Raw genomic sequence first — 18,120 nt, forward strand, 5'->3', positions numbered from 1 at the left:
ATCATGAAAGGAATCATTTTGGCTGGTGGGTCAGGAACAAGACTCCATCCTCTAACATTGGCGATCAGTAAACAATTGATGCCGATTTATGATAAACCGATGATTTATTATCCCTTGTCGATTCTGATGACAGCTGGAATTCGGGAAATCCTGATTATTTCAACTCCTCACGATTTGCCTCAATTTAAGAAATTATTGGGTGATGGCAGTAAACTTGGCTGCACTTTTTCTTATGCAGAACAGGCAGAGCCGAACGGACTTGCACAAGCCTTTGTAATCGGTGAGTCTTTTATCGGAAATGATTCCGTTGCATTGATCTTGGGAGATAATATCTTCTACGGTGTTGGAATGGATGAATTACTGAAGGAACACGCTTCGCCAAACGGTGGTGTAGTTTACGCTTATCATGTAAGCGATCCGGAACGTTATGGTGTTGTTGAATTCGATGAGGTGATGAATGTGCTCTCAATTGAAGAAAAGCCTAGCAAACCCAAATCAAACTACGCCGTTCCAGGTTTGTATTTCTACGACAATACGGTGATTGAAATCGCAAAGAATCTGAAACCATCTGCCCGCGGAGAATACGAAATCACGGACGTGAATGCAGAATACTTAAGACGGGGTAATTTGAAAGTTGCTATTTTGAGTCGTGGAACAGCCTGGCTGGATACCGGAACGTTTCCTTCCTTGATGCAAGCCGGACAATTTGTTCAGGTTATCGAAGAACGCCAAGGATTGAAAGTGGGTTGCATTGAAGAAATTGCATACCGCAACGGATTTATCTCCGCAAGCCAACTCCAGGAAATCGCTCAGCCTCTTTTGAAAAGTGGTTACGGAGCTTATTTATTGCAATTACTGAAGAAATAATGAACGGTCTGGCTCCATATACGGAATATCTTGAAAATCAAATTTCGAGCTTGAACCAGGCTTATGAGCCAAGCAATTTATTTGACCCTTTGCGCTATTTCCTTTCATTGGGAGGAAAACGCATGCGACCAATTCTGACACTGATGAGTGGGGAAATTTTCAATATTCCAAAGGAAGAAAGTATCCATGCCGCACTTTGCATCGAACTGTTTCACAACTTTTCCCTGATTCATGACGATATTATGGATGAAGCTCCGGTTCGAAGAGGAAAACCGACCGTCCATACCAAATGGAATTCAAGTGTTGCGATTCTTTCCGGAGATGTCTTATTTGTCGAGGCATATCAGCAATTGAAAAATTATCCCGACAAGCGCTTCCCACTTTTATTGAAGCGCTTCAATGAAACGGCTATCGAAGTTTGTCAAGGACAGCAATTGGATATGGATTTCGAAAATCTTCCCGATGTATCAGAATCCCGATACATTGAAATGATCCGATTGAAGACTTCCGTTCTATTGGGATGTGCTTTGGAGTTCGGCGCCATTTTGGGGAATCAGAATGAGGAAACAAGAAGAAATTTATACGAGTTCGGTGTTTCATTGGGAATTGCCTTTCAAATTCAGGATGATATCCTGGATCTGTATGGTGACCCGGAATTATTTGGAAAACAAGTTGGTGGAGATATTCTCTCCAACAAAAAGACTTTGCTCTTCCTGAAAGCCAAAGAGATTGCAAAAAGAACCAATGATTCAAGATTTAATGACTTGGTTCAGATGCCCCCTACAAATGATAAAATTGAGTTTGCAAAAATCCTGTTTGAAAATTTGGGTGCAAAAAAAGCAAGCTTGCAGGCAATGAATGATTATTACGACCATGCAATTGGAAACCTGGATCAATTGGAATCAAACGGATTGCAAACCGGAACACTTAGATCAATAGCCCAATTCCTGATTACAAGGAAGTTATAATTACCAATTATTTCGTTCAAATTTCTATCAAAAACACCTTCGAACATTCAATTATTCTACAAATTGTTTGAAAATAAATCTATATTTGAAAGAAATACTAGTTATGAAAACCTTTAAAATAACACTATCCGCAATCGTTTTATCACTTTTACTCCCCTTGATTCATTCTTGTAATAAATATCCCGATGGTCCTAAATTCACCATTCTTACGAAAAAGGAACGGATGCAAGGTCAATGGGATTTGAAAGAAACGGATCACTCAGACGGAACTGTCACTTATGATTCTTCTAATGAAATTATCGAATTGACAGAAGATTTCGAATATTTCTATACAAGTGGCATCCTGACAATAAGTGGTGACTGGGAATTTGCAAGTGATAAGGAAAAGGTCACATTTAAAATTGGGAATGTCAGTTTAACCTATAAGATCATGCGCTTGAAAAGCAAGGAGCTTTGGTTACAGGACGAAACAACTTTGGACGTCATGAAATACAAGAACACTGAAAAAGACAATTAATCTCTTTCTATTCTTAATCCGTATTAGCGACCCTTTTAAGGTCGCTTTTTTTTGTCTTTTTCCGGAGCAAAACTTCATGAATAAGTACCATCGGAAGCAACATACTCAAGTTGTAATAAATGTCTTCCAAAGGAATCGTTCCAATCCGGATTCCCATGATGTGATTTTCCGAATACCAGACAATCGGCTCATCTGTGAAAAAGCCTGTTAATATCCCATTGACGATCAAAAAAGGAATCAAACAAACAAGGAAGGTCAATGCGAAATAATTAAACCATCGCGCCTTTGCCCTGAAATGAATTCCTATGATCAATAAGGTCGAAAGAGAACAAGCGGTCAATGTATACCAATTACGGAGGTAAAAGATGGTCAGCAACAATCCGGAGAGCACCATTGCAAAAGCGAATGCACGACCTAACAGATCCAATTTCAGATTCGGGAAATATCCCCGGATAACCTCGTAAACGAACAAACAAGCGTACGGAACAACCAAGAAAAACAGCACTTCCTCCAATGGTAAACGGAACAAGTAGATGCCTTGAAGGTATCTCGAATTAAACCCCCAAATTTCGTTTTCCGCAAAATAATTATCCCAGACCAAAAAGAATAACCCAACCAATAAAATTGCAGGAAAGATTGTTCTCCAATGGGTATAGAAGTGGATTTTTTTATCAAAACTCAACAAGAACGGAAAAACAATCGTTCCCAGGATAATCCAAAAGTACAGACTCATTTGGCTGATTGGTTTTGTTTGTATGTGCGTCTGGCATCCATGTAATATTTAAATGGAACTATTAACAGACCGAAACATTCCCCATCCTCCTTATTGATATGTTTGTGATGCATTTTATGCGCACGTCTGATTGCAAGGAAATAAGGTGTATTGATTTCACGAATCCATTTAAACCGGCGATGAATAAAGACATCGTGGATTAAAAAATAGGTGAATCCATAAGCCATGATCCCAAATCCCATCCAAACGAAACCGTATTGTTGATACATCAGTCCCAACATAATTCCCAACCAACTGGGAACAGCAAAAATCAGGAAAAAGACATCATTTCGCTCAAAAAAACCTTCCTCTCCCTTATTATGATGATCCCGATGGAAATACCACATGAATCCGTGCATGGCGAATTTATGTGCAGACCAAGCTGCAAATTCGGTTAAGAAAAAAGTCCCTATAAAAATCAATATGCCTACCCAAGTTGGAATCATCTGTTTAAAATTGCAAAAAACATCACTAGTATCATAAATAATCCGACAGTCACTTTATTCGTCTCAACTGATTTTCTGCTTAAAACCCAGTAACAAAAAACAGAAGAGAAAATCATCCAACAAATATAATTGTAAAGTGGGATAATTCCGTCCTGCCAAGACCAAAATCCGGATCGAATTGCAACGGGCTCGATGATCCAATCCAAAATAGTCATCAAAGCTCCGGCAATCAAAGCTTTCAAAAGAGTCGGAATTTGCCACTTATTGACAATTGCAGTGGAAGTAAAAGTCAACAGAACCCAATTCAATCCGATTATAAGCGGAATTTCATCCAACTTAAACCCCAAAACGGTTCCATACTGATAATGTCCGAAAAGCAAAGAGGTATGAACTCCAATCCACTCAACAACATACCCGGAAACACCAATCAAAAGTATATCGATGTGTTTTTTAACCGAATAATTGCTGAATGACAAATACAGACATGCAAATGAAAGAAGCAGATTGAATGGCGTCAAAGCCAAAAAAGACATGCGAGAAGTGGTATGTAAACCGATCAATCCAACGGTATAAAAAATAATTAAGACAAGTAATAAAATGTTCTGTTTTTTTGCTGCTTTCATTCCTTAGATTAGTTTAACTCCAAATAGGCACACATCATCCACCTGCTCCAGATTCCCTTTCCACGAGTGGAAATATTCCTTCAGTAGTGCATGTTGTTCGGCCATTTTTTCATTCGAAATGGTTAGTAAATACTCGTGTAGATTTGCCAATTTCAACTTCTTCCCTTTTTCGCCTCCAAACTGATCGGCATAACCGTCGGTATAAGCGATCAGCTCATCTCCCGGTTCTATCTGAATCTCATAAGTCTGGAATTCCTGGATAATATCGCTTTTTCCAACCGGCATTTTATCTGCAGGGAATTTAATCAGTTCTCCGTCGCGAATCACAACCGGATAGTTGTAAGCTGCTGCATACGTCAACTTCTTGCCAGTCTCATCAAAACAGAATAGAATGCCATCCATTCCGTCTTTTGCCCCATCATGGGAAATGGATTCTATCAAGCGGCTTCTGACGTGATTAAAGATCTTTCCAGGTTCAACAATTCCCAATTGGTTGATCGCTTCACTTAAAAAAGTGATGTTCAAGGCACTCATGAATGCACCGGGAACGCCATGTCCTGTGCTATCACAAATTGCCAGATAGAACTTTCCATTCCGCTTGGTTGCCCAGTAAAAGTCTCCGGAAACGATATCCTTTGGCTGAAAGAAAATGAATGAGTTCGGAAGGGATTCCTGCAATAGTTTTTGCTGAACCAACAAGGACTCCTGAATGCGTTTCGCATAATGAATCGAATCCAGAATCTCTGTTTGCTTTTCCTCGATCAGGGATTTCTGATTTTCAATCTCTTCATTTTGCCGATTCAGCAGCTCATTGGCTTTTTTCTTTTGCTGATTGGATTTAAAACTGATCCCAAGCGAAATCACAATCAAGCCCCCGATCAGGAACAAACCGAGAATGAGGTTACTCTTCCGACCATTTTCAGCTGTGATCAGTTGATTCGTTTGCTTTGAAAGTGCCAAATCCTGCTCCTTTCGCTCCAATTCATTCAAGGAATTTAATGTCGCTATCTGATTCGTCACCGCTTCCAAGTCCATTTTCTCCTTCAGGGAATTCGCTTTTTCAAAATATTCCAGGGCTCTCTTATGATTTCCTGCTAATTTCAGAATCTCAGACAAGGTATTGTAAGTTCTTATCTGGGCATTTACGTCTTCACTATCATTAAATGCCTCCAAAGCTCTCTCAGCGTGTTCTATGGCCAATTTCGACTGTCCCATTTCCTGATAGATCGATGCTTTCGTCAATTGGACTTCCGCGTAGCTCATCAAATCTGCTTCCTTGTCCGATAGCTGTTCTGCCATTTCTGCAGATTGAAGGGCTTCCGGATATTTTTTTATATCTGTCAAATAATTGGCTTCTCCGTGATAATAGGTAAACCATACCGCTTCCTCATCTAATCGCTGCGCAACCTTTTTCAGTTCAGCCAGCATCTTTTTCGCCTTCGGAAACTGCTTGGTATGGCGGTAATCCAAACTGAGATTATAAAGAATGGTTTCCAACAAACGATAATCCCCTGATTTTTCGACCTCCGCCTTTGCAATCAGGAAATATTTGAGCGATTGATGATACATTTGACGATCGTGATAAACTGTTCCCAAATTGAGATAAATAGAACTTTCTTCCCCTTTTATATCCTTATTGAGTTTCAAGGCATCTTCAAATGCAACAATGGCTTGATCGTATAATCCGACCGCTTTATAGGTGACTCCTAAATTGGTGTAAAGAACCAAAATACGCTTATCATCCTTTATTCTCCGTGCTTCATCTATGGCCTTTTGGTAGTATTTCAATGCCAAAGCAAATTCCCGCTTTTCGTAATAAACAGATCCCAAATTGGAATACACACCGATCAGCTTATCTTCCTGGTGGTATTTCTTTCGCAATTGGATTAACTCTTCATAAATCTTGATTGCTTCCGGGTAACGGGAGTTTAAACGGTAATAGATTCCCAGCGTATTTTTGGCATCCATTACTCCGTTCGGATAGTGCTTCTTCTGAGCTAAAGCGAGCCCTTTTTGAAGATAGAAATAGGTTGAATCGAGGGAATAATCCAGATAGGACCAGGCAATTTCATTGTATTGAAACACGCGCATGGTATCGGAAGAAACCCGTTTTTGAAGGGAGTTCTTCAAGCTGTCCAAATACGCTGTTTGACCAAAAGAGATGGAACAGGTAAATAGTGCTATGACAAAAATCCAACTTCGCATAGTCGAAGATACTGATAATTCAAAATTATGAATGCAAAATGCAAAAAGATTACTCTTCCTTTCTCTACCACGAATGCACGAATTATTGCTCGGCTAACGCACTCGTCTTATTTTGATTACCATTTGTTTGTTTAACACATTTGTGTAATTTGCATTTGGAATAGGGCGACTGGTAAGCGCCCATTAAAAATTCGTGAATTAGTGGCCGAAATCCTGCGGAAAATCTCTTAGTACAAGAAATTATTGCGGGGATAACGAACCGCAAAAATGCGTTTGATCTCGGAATACATCGTTTCCTTCAACTCTTCCACATTCTCTTTATCCGTAGCTGAAATGAAGACACATTTGGTAGCCGGCAATCGGTTCATCCAGGTTTTCTTCAATTCATCCAGGGTCATGTTTGCAGCATCTTCCGGATCACCTTCTGTACCGGGATGGTACTTATAAGCATCAATTTTATTAAAGACGAGAATCACCGGTTTGTCCTTGTTATCCAATTCCGCCAATGTTTCACTTACTACATGGATCTGGTCTTCGAAGTTCGGGTGAGAAATATCCACTACATGGATCAACAGGTCCGCTTCACGAACCTCATCCAAGGTAGATTTGAACGATTCCACCAGTTGATGAGGTAATTTACGGATGAATCCGACTGTGTCTGTCAACAAAAAGGGTAAATTTTCAATAACCACCTTTCGGACAGTCGTATCCAAGGTTGCAAATAATTTGTTTTCAGCAAAAACTTCCGATTTACTCAATAAGTTCATCAAGGTGCTTTTCCCCACGTTGGTGTATCCGACCAAAGCCACGCGCACCAATTGTCCGCGATTACCTCGTTGAACAGACATTTGCTTATCGATCTCCTTCAATTTTTCTTTCAGGAGCGCAATCCGTGTTTGAATGATCCGTCTATCCGTTTCAATCTGTGATTCTCCCGGACCACGCAAACCAATTCCTCCCTTTTGACGCTCCAAGTGAGTCCAAAGTCGTTTCAATCGGGGAAGCATGTATTGCATCTGAGCCAATTCCACCTGCGTTTTTGCATGGGAAGTTCGCGCTCTTGAAGCGAAGATATCCAGGATCAAAATGTTCCGATCCAAGATCTTGCATTCCAATTCACGTTCAATATTCCGCAATTGGGACGGAGAAAGTTCATCATCAAAAATCACTAGCTCCACTCCATGCGCTTTCACATACTCCTTGATCTCTTCCAATTTACCCGTTCCAACAAAGGTTCTCGGGTTAGCCATCGGAAGTTTTTGTGTAAATCGTTTGACGGAAGTGGCGCCGGCAGTTTCTGCCAGGAATTCCAATTCGTCCAGGTATTCGTGAGCTTGTTCGTCAGTCACAGTAGATGTAATAATTCCAACAAGTACGCAGGTTTCTTCAACCGCATCAACTAAAACGTGACCTTCACTTTCACTCATTTCTTATTTCCGTAAATTTTGAACGAATTTTACTACTCCTTTAATTTCTGCTGTACTCAGCATATCTTCATAAGGCATCATCCCCTTATCATTTCCTTTTCGAATCATCTTCTCCACTTCGCCTTCGTTCAGCTTACTGATAGACAAATCCTTCGCGTTTGAAGCCTGCAATGTTCCATCCGGTCCATGACACGAAGCACAATTCAATGTATAGATCGCCCGCGCATCTTCCATGGAAACGGGTTCGTTTGAAATGGGTTTGGTTTCCCCTTCCGGTTTTTCAGTTTCATCACAACTGGCAATTAACAAAACCGAAGAAAGAATCAGTACACTGCTCTTTAAAACCATGACCCTCCTAATGCTGTTCTAAACGGCCATGGAATTGCAGCAAAAATGACAATCAATACAATGGTATACCAAATCAAGATGGTTTTGTGTTTTTTTGCAGGATCCAAAGCTTTCTCCGCTTTCTTTCTTCCTATTGTAACCAATGTCACTGCGATCACCATCATTAAAATGTGCTCCAACCCGAAGAAACGGTATTGAGGATTTTTCATCCAGCCTTCTGCATAGGAAATCTTCCCTGAAACAAAAGACACAATAATTCCCAAAGTAATTTGGATGTGAAGCATGACCATTGCGAACAAGTTCAACATCTTATCCCCTTTTTCGTATTTCCCGCTTTTCATTTTCAGGATGGCATTCACTAGTGCAAATACCAATAAAGCCAATGCTACCCAACGTAATCCAGAATGCGAATGTATTAATGCGCCCATAATAAGTAAGTTTTTGGCAAAATTACCGAAAAAATAACCTCATTGGTCTAATGAAATCACTTATTTCCACATAGAATCACTATTTTTCAGCCCTTAAAACAAGAAGTCGCCGAAAAATGATTCGCTATATCTTTGCCCTCTTATTTCCATTGAGTGTTTTTTCACAAGCTGAGAAGCCTCAAAATGGAGTTAAAGCACCCAATCAAAACTCATTTGTACTGACAAATGTGACCATTTTTGTCTCTCCGGAAAAAACCATTGAAAACGGTACCATCACCGTGAGAGACGGTAAAATTGTGGCTGTCGACAAGATTTCCTTAATTACTCCAAAAGATTTGGTCGTTATTGATGGACATGGAGCGATCGTAATACCCTCATTCATAGAAGTAAACTCAACGATGGGGATTCCTTCAGAACAACGTGCAGAAAACAAAACAGGACCTTATTATTGGAATCATTCCATCCGTTCGGAATTTGATGCAATCGATTGGTACAAAGCGGATGAAAAACTCATTGCGGAATACCATAAAATGGGCTTCGGCTCTGTCCTGATTCACCGGAATGATGGTTTGGCACAAGGTTATGGATCTTTAATGCAATTGGGAACAAGCAATACAGACAATCAACCATACCTAAGTAAGGCAGCTTCCTTTTACTCTTTCCGAAAAGGAACATCGCCTTTGGAATATCCCAGTTCATTGGTTGGTTCAATCGCTTTGTTAAGACAATCTTTTTACGATGCGCAGTGGCATTCCGAATATGGAAAGGACGCAAATTACAGCTTGGATGCCTTAACCCTTCAATTGAAAAAACCTGCATTTTTTAGTTTGGATGACAAATCGGATGTATTCCGTGTAAAATCATTCATGCACGAATTCAAACGCGATTTTACGGTTATTGGAACTGGTCAGGAGCAATTTTTAGGAAACGCTTGGGACACCTTGAAAGTTCAATTGGTGATCCCGATCAATTTCCCTGAAGCATTTGACTTGAAGGACCCATACCTGGCACATGAAATTCCTTACAGCGAACTGAAAATCTGGGAAATGGCCCCAAGAAATCCGGGATTCCTATTCAAACACAAAGTTCCATTCATTACTTCTGCGGCTGGTCATGCAACAGCAGCTGATTTCTGGAAACACATCCATCAGGCATTAGCAACCGGTTGGGCAGTCAATGACGTTTTGCGCTCTCTGACCATTGCACCTGCAACTTTGCTGGGCGTTCAAAAGGAATTGGGAACAATCGAAATCGATAAATGGGCAAACTTTACTGTTTACGACCAAAACCCATTTCTATTCAAGGCAGCAGTGCTTGAAGTCTTTTCAAAAGGAGAACGAAAAGTTTACCAAAACGCTCCTATTTCAGACATTCGCGGCACCTATAGTTTAAATATTGATGGTGCCAAATATTGGTTAGAAATCAATGGAACAGTGAATCAACCGGAAGGAAAAGTGAAGTTGGTTCGAACAATCCAGGATTCATTGACCCTTGCAAATAAATCCGACACACTTACTTCCATCGCGAAAATTACGCTTGTAAACAATGATATTTCCATTCATTTCATTCAACAAGTAGATAGCGAAAAACAAACATTTAGTTTGAAAGGTGATATCAATCCGCGGGTTTACATTTTCGAAGGAGAGGGAACCAACAACAAAGGAAAGTGGATCAAATGGAGTGCTTTACGCAACAAAAAATACGAAGCGAAAGATGAAAACAAACAGGCCTGGACTGCTGACACCCTAACCATTCCGGGTGCACGTTTCCCAAATAGTGCCTATGGTTTCACAACTCCTCCAAAACAATCCGTCATCATCTTCGAACAAGCAACTATCTGGACGAATACGGACGAAGGAATCATTCAGGAAGGAACCGTTGTGGTAGAAAATGGAAAAATAAAAGCCATTCACAAAGGTTCGGGAACATACATGAAACCCAATGATGCAGTCGTGATCAATGCACGCGGAAAAATCCTGACAACAGGAATCATTGATGAACATTCACACATTGCTTTGACACGTGGTGTAAATGAAGGAGGACAAGCAGTTGCATGTGAGGTTCGCATGGAAGATGCAATCAATGCTGAGGACATCGATGTTTATCGTCAACTGGCGGGAGGCGTAACAGCTGCGCAGTTGCTGCATGGGTCTGCCAACCCGATCGGTGGTCAATCAGCCCTTATCAAATTGAAGTGGGGACATTATCCGAATGAATATAAAATCAAAAACGCACCGAAGTTTGTGAAGTTTGCACTTGGAGAGAATGTGAAACAATCCAACTGGGGAGTAAGTAACCGCTTTCCACAAACACGAATGGGTGTGGAACAGGTTTACATCGACGCATTTTCAAGAGCATTGGCATATCATCAGGCGAAGAATGGATCTACCGCAAAACACAAGGACAAAAATGCAGTTCCACCGGCAGTTGACCTGGAGCTGGAAGCATTGTATGAAATTGTTTCAGGAGAGCGGAAGATTACTTGTCACAGTTATGTGCAATCTGAAATCAATATGCTAATGCATGTCGCTGACTCATTCGGATTCAAGGTGAATACATTCACACACATCCTGGAAGGATATAAATTAGCGGATAAAATGAAGGAACATGGAGTTGGGGCTTCTACCTTCTCTGATTGGTGGGCATATAAATTCGAGGTGATGGATGCCATTCCTCAAAACGCATCCTTGATGACAGATATGGGATTAATTGTCGCTATCAATTCGGATGATGCTGAAATGGGTCGCCGTTTGAACCAGGAAGCTGCAAAAACCATTAAATATGGTGGAGCAACTGAAGATCAGGCATGGAAAATGGTGACTTTGAATCCGGCGAAATTATTGCACCTGGATGACCGCATGGGAACGGTTCAAGTCGGAAAGGATGCAGATTTGGTTCTTTGGACAAACAACCCATTAAGCGTGACTGCCAAACCATTGTACACCCTTGTGGATGGTGAAATTCTATTTGATTCACAGAAAGACTTCCAGATTCAGCAGGAAATCGCTGCAGAAAGAGCACGCATTATCGCAAAAATGACCGAAGAAGGCAAAAAAGGTGAACCTACAAAACCGTTCAATCGCAAACGCAGAGGTCATTTCCATTGCAACACACTTGGTGAAGAGGAATCATTCGAAGCAAATGAACACTAAGCATTCAAAATCATTGAACATGAAAACAATCAGTTATACTTTTTTGATTCTAATTGCAAGTGTCACTAGCGTTTACGGTCAAAAGAAATACAATAAAATCTTACTTGAAAGCGCAACCTTACACATTGGAAACGGTCAGGTAATCAGCACGGGATCAATCGGAATTGAGAACGGGGTCATCACATTGGTAAAAAACACACTTGCCTATACATACAACAAATCCGATTGGGACACGATCATTAATTTAAGCGGTCATCATCTTTATCCCGGATTTGTTGCACCAAATTCTACTTTGGGTCTAACCGAAATTGATGCCGTAAGGGCTTCCAGGGATTTCTATGAGATGGGAACATTCAATCCGCATGTTCGCGCTCAAATTGCTTATAATTGTGAATCGGATGTGATCGAAACCGTTCGTACCAATGGGGTGCTGATGATCCAAACCACTCCACGCGGCGGCAGGATTTCCGGTCAATCGAGTTTGATGAACAGTTCTTGTTGGAACTGGGAAGATGGAACAGTGAAAGCAGACGATGGGATCCATATCGAATGGCCTTCCGCTTACAGTCGCAACTGGGGTGATCCGATTACCAAACCAAATGAGACATACGAAGATCAGAAACGGGAATTGATCGCTTATCTGACCAATGCAAAAGCAAGCACAAATGTCAAGGACAAAAACACCCCTATTCAATACAGCGCCTTGAGTGATTGCTTTACAGGTGAGAAACGTTTTTACTTTCATGCAAATGAGATTCAGCAGATCAATGACATCCTGGACCTGATTACCGAAATGGAGATCAAATTCCCTGTAATTGTCGGAGGATCCGAAAGCTATTTGGTTGCCGACCGATTGAAAATCAAAAAAGTGCCCGTCATGATTGGTCGCTTACACTCACTTCCGCAACACGACGATGATCCGGTCGATTTACCTTACAAACTTCCATTCCTCTTGCAACAGGCTGGTGTTCAATTCTGCCTACAGAATGAAGGAGATATGGAAGCAATGAATGCGCGCAACCTGCCTTTCCTTGCAGGAACAGCCATGTCTTATGGATTAACTGAAGAGGAAGCGATTCGCTCCATCACATTGAGCGCTTGCGAAATTATGGGAATCTCCAAAAACTATGGAAGCATTGAAATTGGAAAAAAAGCAACCCTATTCGGCTCTGTTGGTTCAGCTTTGGAAATGAAAGGAAACCAGGCTTCCGTCATTTTGATAAATGGGAATTTTGTTCCGACAACAAACTTTCAAACGGACTTGTATAAGAAGTATAAAACCAAATATGGAAAGTGAGTTTTAGTTCAATTGTTTTTTTAACAATTAGACAACTTATTAACTCAATCAATTCTATAACTTTGGCTCAAATTAATTATCTAAATCTATGAAAAAAATTTACATTTTCGCAGCATTGCTTTTCACTAGTAATGCTTTATTTGCTCAAAGTTTAACTCGCACTGACATTGGCTATACTGCCGGTGAAAACTTTTCAATGTATCCTTCAACAACTCAAACAAACCCGGGAACAACTGGAACGGGAGTTACATGGGATTTATCTGCATTGACAGCAGGAACTCCGGTAACAGTGGCTGTTGCAACTAATTCAGGTGGAACATTTCCGTCTGCAAACCTTAAGTTGACGCAATCAAATGGCGGTATTATCTATTACAACGTAACAAATTCTGTTTTGGATGCGGTTGGAATAGATGCTGCAGGAACTATTTTCACTTATTCGAATCCTGCAACTTATTTGCAATTTCCAGTAACTACCAGTCAAAATTACACCGATCAATTCGCATGTACTTATAGTGTAAGCGGTTACAATTTCACAAGAACCGGAAGTACACAAACTGAATTCTCAGGTTATGGAACATTGATTACTCCAAACGGAACATATACAAACGTTGTTCGCTTAAAATCAACTCAAACAATCACGGACGTTTATTCATTAGGAACTATTAATTCCACGATTATCTCATACAACTGGTATAAAGCAGGTGTTCACCACGAAGTTGCTAACGTTTCTGCAACAACTTCGAACGGAAACACTACTTATTCCAATTATTACACAAGTGTTCCTGCAAATTTAGGTTTGGAAGAAAATGAATTGGTTAACCTATCTGTTTTCCCAAATCCTTCAACAGACGTTCTTCACTTAAACTCTGATGAGTTAATCTCTCAAGTTGAGTTTTACACGGTATCCGGCGAATTGACATTGAACCATTCAATGAATGAAAGTAAAACTGCAGAAGTAAATATCTCTTCTTTAAACTCAGGTATGTACTTGGTTAAAGTTTATGGAAAAGATGGTTCTATTTCTGTTCAACGTATTACAAAGAACTAATCGTTTTTAAACGAATTCAGAATCCCTTTCGCTTCGGTGGAAGGGATTTTTTATTTTATCCCGGTAGCTTCAGCGTATTGTTTTTCGGGATGTGAAGTTTCGCGTACCTTAAAGAATTATCTATTCTATTGATACTTCGTTCATTTAACCTTTCCTAACAAAAGCTTATTCCGATTGAATCGGCTTTATCAATTTTGTTTCCTATTTTTGTTAGACAACATAAAAAAGAAATATCATGGCATTTGAATTACCAAAATTAGGATACGCATACGATGCGCTTGAGCCACATATTGATGCTCGCACAATGGAGATCCACTATACAAAACATCACCAGGCATATGCAACAAACTTGAACAATGCAATTGCAGGTACCGATTTAGAAGGAAAATCTATCGAGTACATCTTGCAAAACTGTAAGGATAAGCCGGCAGTTCGCAATAACGGTGGTGGTTTCTGGAATCACAACTTGTTTTGGGAAGTAATGGCTCCAAATGCCGGAGGAACTCCAACAGGTGAATTGGCACAAGCAATCAACGATGCTTTCGGAACATTTGAGCATTTCAAAGAAGAGTTTGCTAAAGCAGGAACAACACGATTTGGTTCCGGTTGGGCATGGTTGTGTGTTGAAGGAGGAAAATTAGTAGTTTGCTCTACACCAAACCAAGATAACCCAGTAATGGGTGAAGGTTGTAAAGGAACACCAATCTTAGCAATGGATGTTTGGGAACATGCTTACTACTTGCACTACCAAAACCGTCGTCCGGATTACATCAATGCATTCTTCAATGTAGTGAACTGGGATGTGGTTGCAAAGAAATACGCAGCAGCGAAATAATTAAAATAGAGTATAAAAGTAGGGTTGCGATTAATCGTGGTTCTACTTTCATCAAAATAAAAAGCCCTGACGATAAATGTCAGGGCTTTTTTGTACGTAACTAATCGAATTTTATTACTTCGTTACAACCAATCTTTTTGGTGCTGACTGATCCAGACGAACCAGATAAACTCCTTGTTTCAACTGACTGATATCAAAGCTTGTTTTTAATCCATTCGGTTGAATTTCTGCTACTACCGCTCCATCAATTGCAATAATCTGAATCACTTTCACTTTCTGATCTGAAGTAATCTCGATCATCTTATCTGCAGGATTCGGAGAAATACTCCATTGAACTTCTACATATTCATTCAAACCAAGGTATGGCGTTCCATTTGATGTGATTCCATTTTCAAGGATCGCGTAATCTGCACCCAAAACTTCTCCATCAACAGGAACCTGAAAGAACAAGGTATCTGTGTGCGGAATGTAAGGAACATCCACTAACAAATAATAAGAACCTGCTTCCACATGATCAATCGTATATGTTCCGTTTGACGCGGTATAAGCAAAACCTCTTGTTTCGTGTGTTTGTGCATTTTTCAAAAGCATTAACGCACCACCAAACGGCACATTCATGGATTTTAAATACGATGTATCAACTACAATCGTTCCTGATACACTTCCGGTAGCATCCAATACATCCAATGTGTCTGTGTTGATGTTCGCATTGCTTAAGAAGCATGGCAAACCGATTGCGTCCGCTCCAGTCCAGGTTGAACTTGTAGCAAAATACAATGGAACAGCACCCGGGAATAAAACGGGATCCGGTGTGAAGCGCACATGATACAAACCGGTAGGTAAACTATCTGCCAAGTAATTCCCGTTTGTAACATTGACTGTTTCGACTGGAATTGCTACTACCGTATCCTGAACAAAATTAAAGACTTCCAATACACCTTCAGCCGGTTGTCCGTTTACTGTCAAGCTTCCTGAAATATCATTGTTTGATTCTTGTTCATCCAGAAAGATTGCAGAATCGTAAACACCATCGGAGACATCAGAGATCACCAATTTGATGTGATACGTATTTCCCACTTGTGCATAGAACTTCGCTTCCAAAGGCACCGTATAACCGTCAAACACAAAGTTTGTAGAGTTAAGTCCGATTGAATTATCGTTGTAATACTGTGAATTCACAATTTGATTGATTGAGTTAATCTCTACCGGAGTTGTTGTTCCGGGAACCTGTGCAATATTTACAGGCGTACCTCCATTCTCCGAAACCAGAAACAGGAAGCGATCATTGTATGTCGTATTCGAATATTCCGGATACTCTTCCGATGCAAAAATGTAATTGAAACGAATAGTATCTGTTACAATCGGGGTGAAATCAAAGTGAACAGCAATCGCATCATAGCTATAAGCTCCTTGTCCGGATAAATTACCATACAAGATAATGTCATTATCTCCAGGCATGTTTAAGTTGTAACTGGAAAAAGTGTATGATGGGGCACTTGACATGTTTGGAAATCCTGTTGAAAGGACCAAACCACTGTTTACACCAAGGTCAGAACCATTTTCAAAGCGGGCAATTTGGGCTTGAGTTCCCTGAATACCTACATTGGAAATACCTTGACATTGGACACCAAAAATATTGGTGATCAGCACCTCTAGATTAGAAACTCCCGAATAGACTAATTGGGAATTGGAATGATTGGAATAAGATAAAAGGAGGGCAATTACAAAAATTGTTTTCAATTGTTTCATAGCGCGGATTATTTTCTTTCGATATAATTCTAGACGCCATGCGACAAAAAAAAGTTGCTTAAGCAACCCGTAATAAGTTGAATGTTGTTAGTTTACGGCTATAACAGCTGTTATTTCCGGGGCAACTTTTTTAACAGCCTCTTCCAAACCCGCCTTGATAGTCATGACACTCATGGAACAATCACTACAAGCTCCAAGTAATCTCACTTGTACAACACCTTCGTCAGTAATATCAACCAATTCCATATCACCTCCATCAGCAATGAGATGAGGTCTTAACTCACTCAATGAAAGATTGATCTTATCAGTCAATTCAATTTTATTTAACACCATCTTTTTGTGTTTTTAATGCTTTACGTGCTTTCAGCACGTTCAACTCTTCCACAAAGATACGCACTAATTCTTCAAATGCTAATGCTGTTGGCGTATTTTCCTGAAATACAGCAGGTCTACCGACATCACCCGATTCACGCACACCTTGTACCAATGGAATATGTCCTAGAAAGGTTTCATTCATGCCTGCCGCCAAATTTTTGACTCCATCTCTTCCGAAAATGTAGTATCTGTTTTCCGGTAATTCAGCAGGTGTAAACCAGGACATATTTTCAACCAATCCGATAATCGGGACATTGATCGTATCCAACTTGAACATGTTGACCCCTTTTCGGGCATCTGCAAGCGCAACCTCCTGAGGTGTACTCACAATAACAACTCCATCCAAAGGAACCGTTTGCACCAAGGAAAGATGAATATCGCCAGTTCCCGGAGGAAGATCGATTAACAGGTAATCCAATTCGCCCCAATAAGCATCAGTAAACAACTGTGTCATTGCTTTTGCTGCCATTGGTCCTCTCCAGACAATTGCTTCGTCATTCTGGGAAAAGAATCCCATAGACAAGATCTTGATCCCGTAACTCATCACCGGATTGATCATGGGTTTTCCATCCACATCGATCATCGTCGGTCTTTCTCCAACTACATCGAACATAGTTGGAATACTTGGGCCATAAATATCGGCATCCACAATTCCGACACGGAATCCTGCTTTTGCAAGTCCACCTGCCAGGTTTGCAGTCACGGTAGATTTACCTACCCCACCTTTTCCAGAAGCAATTGCAATGATATTCTTCACTTCAGGAAGAATTTTACGGTGTGTCTCACGAGCCTCAGAAGGCAATCCCTTCACCATGCAAGTGATTTCGACAGCTTCTCCAAAAACACGTTTCAAATTGAATTCAACGGCTTCCTGCATGCGTTTTCTGGCATGTAATGCTGGATTAGAAACATAAATCGCAAGGGTAATTTTGGAACCTTCAATCTGCAGGTCTTCTACAAAATTGAGCGTTACAATATCCTTCTTTAAATCGGGCTCCAAAATGGTTCCCAATACTTCCAACACTGCTTCCTTGGTCATGGTAATTTATTTACCCTGCAAAAA

General features: G+C 40.4%; 17 protein-coding genes. 7 read left to right on the forward strand and 10 right to left on the reverse strand.

The genetic code is table 11. The features are described 5' to 3' along the window. The first annotated feature begins 3 nt into the window (after positions 1-3). From rfbA to AAG807_RS09120, 3 genes are all read left to right on the forward strand, one after another. Entirely contained in the window at positions 4-867 is an 864-nt protein-coding gene (rfbA, locus tag AAG807_RS09110; RefSeq protein ID WP_341902686.1) for a glucose-1-phosphate thymidylyltransferase RfbA, read from the forward strand. After that, positions 867-1,835 carry a polyprenyl synthetase family protein gene (locus tag AAG807_RS09115; protein WP_341902688.1) on the forward strand — a complete coding sequence of 323 codons (969 nt, stop codon included), beginning with the start codon at positions 867-869 and terminating at the stop codon, positions 1,833-1,835. Before rfbA ends, AAG807_RS09115 begins: the two co-directional genes overlap by 1 nt. Before the next feature lie 103 nt (positions 1,836-1,938). Then, positions 1,939-2,352: a hypothetical protein gene (locus tag AAG807_RS09120; protein ID WP_341902691.1), complete on the forward strand. Its 414-nt coding sequence runs from the start codon at positions 1,939-1,941 to the stop codon at positions 2,350-2,352. A gap of 13 nt (positions 2,353-2,365) precedes the next feature. Here the strand turns inward: AAG807_RS09120 and AAG807_RS09125 are convergent, their stop codons facing one another. From AAG807_RS09125 to AAG807_RS09155, 7 genes are all read right to left on the reverse strand, one after another. Continuing rightward, positions 2,366-3,085 (reverse strand): lycopene cyclase domain-containing protein, encoded by a 720-nt coding sequence (locus AAG807_RS09125; protein WP_341902693.1) that lies wholly within the window; start codon positions 3,083-3,085, stop codon positions 2,366-2,368. Next, positions 3,082-3,570, reverse strand: coding sequence for a sterol desaturase family protein (locus AAG807_RS09130; protein ID WP_341902695.1), 489 nt, complete (start codon positions 3,568-3,570; stop codon positions 3,082-3,084). The genes AAG807_RS09125 and AAG807_RS09130 overlap by 4 nt, the downstream gene beginning before the upstream one ends. After that, positions 3,567-4,193, reverse strand: coding sequence for a carotenoid biosynthesis protein (locus AAG807_RS09135; protein ID WP_341902697.1), 627 nt, complete (start codon positions 4,191-4,193; stop codon positions 3,567-3,569). The genes AAG807_RS09130 and AAG807_RS09135 overlap by 4 nt, the downstream gene beginning before the upstream one ends. A gap of 3 nt (positions 4,194-4,196) precedes the next feature. Next, on the reverse strand, positions 4,197-6,398 hold the full coding sequence (locus AAG807_RS09140; RefSeq protein ID WP_341902700.1) for a tetratricopeptide repeat protein: 2,202 nt from the start codon (positions 6,396-6,398) through the stop codon (positions 4,197-4,199). Positions 6,399-6,625: 227 nt separating this feature from the next. Continuing rightward, on the reverse strand, positions 6,626-7,825 hold the full coding sequence (gene hflX, locus AAG807_RS09145; RefSeq protein ID WP_341902702.1) for a GTPase HflX: 1,200 nt from the start codon (positions 7,823-7,825) through the stop codon (positions 6,626-6,628). A 3-nt stretch (positions 7,826-7,828) separates the two neighbouring features. Next, positions 7,829-8,173: a cytochrome c gene (locus tag AAG807_RS09150; protein WP_341902704.1), complete on the reverse strand. Its 345-nt coding sequence runs from the start codon at positions 8,171-8,173 to the stop codon at positions 7,829-7,831. Continuing rightward, on the reverse strand, positions 8,164-8,601 hold the full coding sequence (locus tag AAG807_RS09155) for a hypothetical protein (protein WP_341902706.1): 438 nt from the start codon (positions 8,599-8,601) through the stop codon (positions 8,164-8,166). Before AAG807_RS09155 ends, AAG807_RS09150 begins: the two co-directional genes overlap by 10 nt. A gap of 116 nt (positions 8,602-8,717) precedes the next feature. Between AAG807_RS09155 and AAG807_RS09160 the strand changes: the two genes are divergently transcribed. From AAG807_RS09160 to AAG807_RS09175, 4 genes are all read left to right on the forward strand, one after another. Further along, positions 8,718-11,753, forward strand: coding sequence for an amidohydrolase family protein (locus tag AAG807_RS09160; RefSeq protein ID WP_341902709.1), 3,036 nt, complete (start codon positions 8,718-8,720; stop codon positions 11,751-11,753). A gap of 19 nt (positions 11,754-11,772) precedes the next feature. After that, on the forward strand, positions 11,773-13,050 hold the full coding sequence (locus AAG807_RS09165) for an amidohydrolase (RefSeq protein ID WP_341902711.1): 1,278 nt from the start codon (positions 11,773-11,775) through the stop codon (positions 13,048-13,050). Positions 13,051-13,138: 88 nt separating this feature from the next. Then, positions 13,139-14,098 (forward strand): T9SS type A sorting domain-containing protein, encoded by a 960-nt coding sequence (locus AAG807_RS09170; RefSeq protein WP_341902713.1) that lies wholly within the window; start codon positions 13,139-13,141, stop codon positions 14,096-14,098. A 235-nt stretch (positions 14,099-14,333) separates the two neighbouring features. Then, positions 14,334-14,933: a superoxide dismutase gene (locus AAG807_RS09175; protein WP_341902717.1), complete on the forward strand. Its 600-nt coding sequence runs from the start codon at positions 14,334-14,336 to the stop codon at positions 14,931-14,933. 114 nt (positions 14,934-15,047) lie between these two features. Here AAG807_RS09175 and AAG807_RS09180 read toward each other — a convergent pair whose 3' ends face one another. The 3 genes from AAG807_RS09180 to AAG807_RS09190 all read right to left on the reverse strand — a co-directional run bounded on the left by AAG807_RS09180 (position 15,048) and on the right by AAG807_RS09190 (position 18,096). Further along, the gene (locus AAG807_RS09180; RefSeq protein WP_341902720.1) at positions 15,048-16,682 is read right to left on the reverse strand and encodes a choice-of-anchor L domain-containing protein; all 1,635 of its coding nucleotides are present in this window, start codon (positions 16,680-16,682) and stop codon (positions 15,048-15,050) included. A gap of 87 nt (positions 16,683-16,769) precedes the next feature. After that, complete coding sequence (locus AAG807_RS09185) at positions 16,770-17,015, reverse strand: NifU family protein (protein WP_341902723.1); 246 nt, start codon at positions 17,013-17,015, stop codon at positions 16,770-16,772. Further along, complete coding sequence (locus AAG807_RS09190) at positions 17,002-18,096, reverse strand: Mrp/NBP35 family ATP-binding protein (RefSeq protein WP_341902725.1); 1,095 nt, start codon at positions 18,094-18,096, stop codon at positions 17,002-17,004. Before AAG807_RS09190 ends, AAG807_RS09185 begins: the two co-directional genes overlap by 14 nt. Positions 18,097-18,120: the final 24 nt, after the last annotated feature.

This window comes from Fluviicola taffensis DSM 16823 (genome assembly GCF_943372375.1).
Classification (GTDB): Bacteria; Bacteroidota; Bacteroidia; order Flavobacteriales_D; family Crocinitomicaceae; genus Fluviicola; species Fluviicola taffensis_A.